Raw genomic sequence first — 233 nt, forward strand, 5'->3', positions numbered from 1 at the left:
GGCTCGGGGGGCTGATTGCCGACCCGTCGGGTGCCGAGCAGGCCATCGCCACCCGCCAACGCCTCGATGTCCAGTTCGAAGATGTGCGCGCCGCGCGTTCGGAAATGGCCCGCCTGACCTTGCAGGCACCGTTCGCCGGCCAGTGGCTCGACATCGATCCGACCTGGCAACCCGGCCAGTGGGTCCACAGCCGTGAACCCCTCGGCATCCTGGTGGACCCCGATTACTGGCAG

The 233-nt window shown here is 68.7% G+C and carries 1 pseudogene; it reads left to right on the forward strand.

The features are described from left to right. Positions 1–233 (forward strand): annotated as a pseudogene (locus M2D63_RS26170) (peptidase M50); the annotation flags it as partial.

Origin of the sequence: Pseudomonas sp. BJa5 (assembly GCF_030272875.2) — a bacterium.
In the GTDB taxonomy this organism is placed as follows: Bacteria; Pseudomonadota; Gammaproteobacteria; order Pseudomonadales; family Pseudomonadaceae; genus Aquipseudomonas.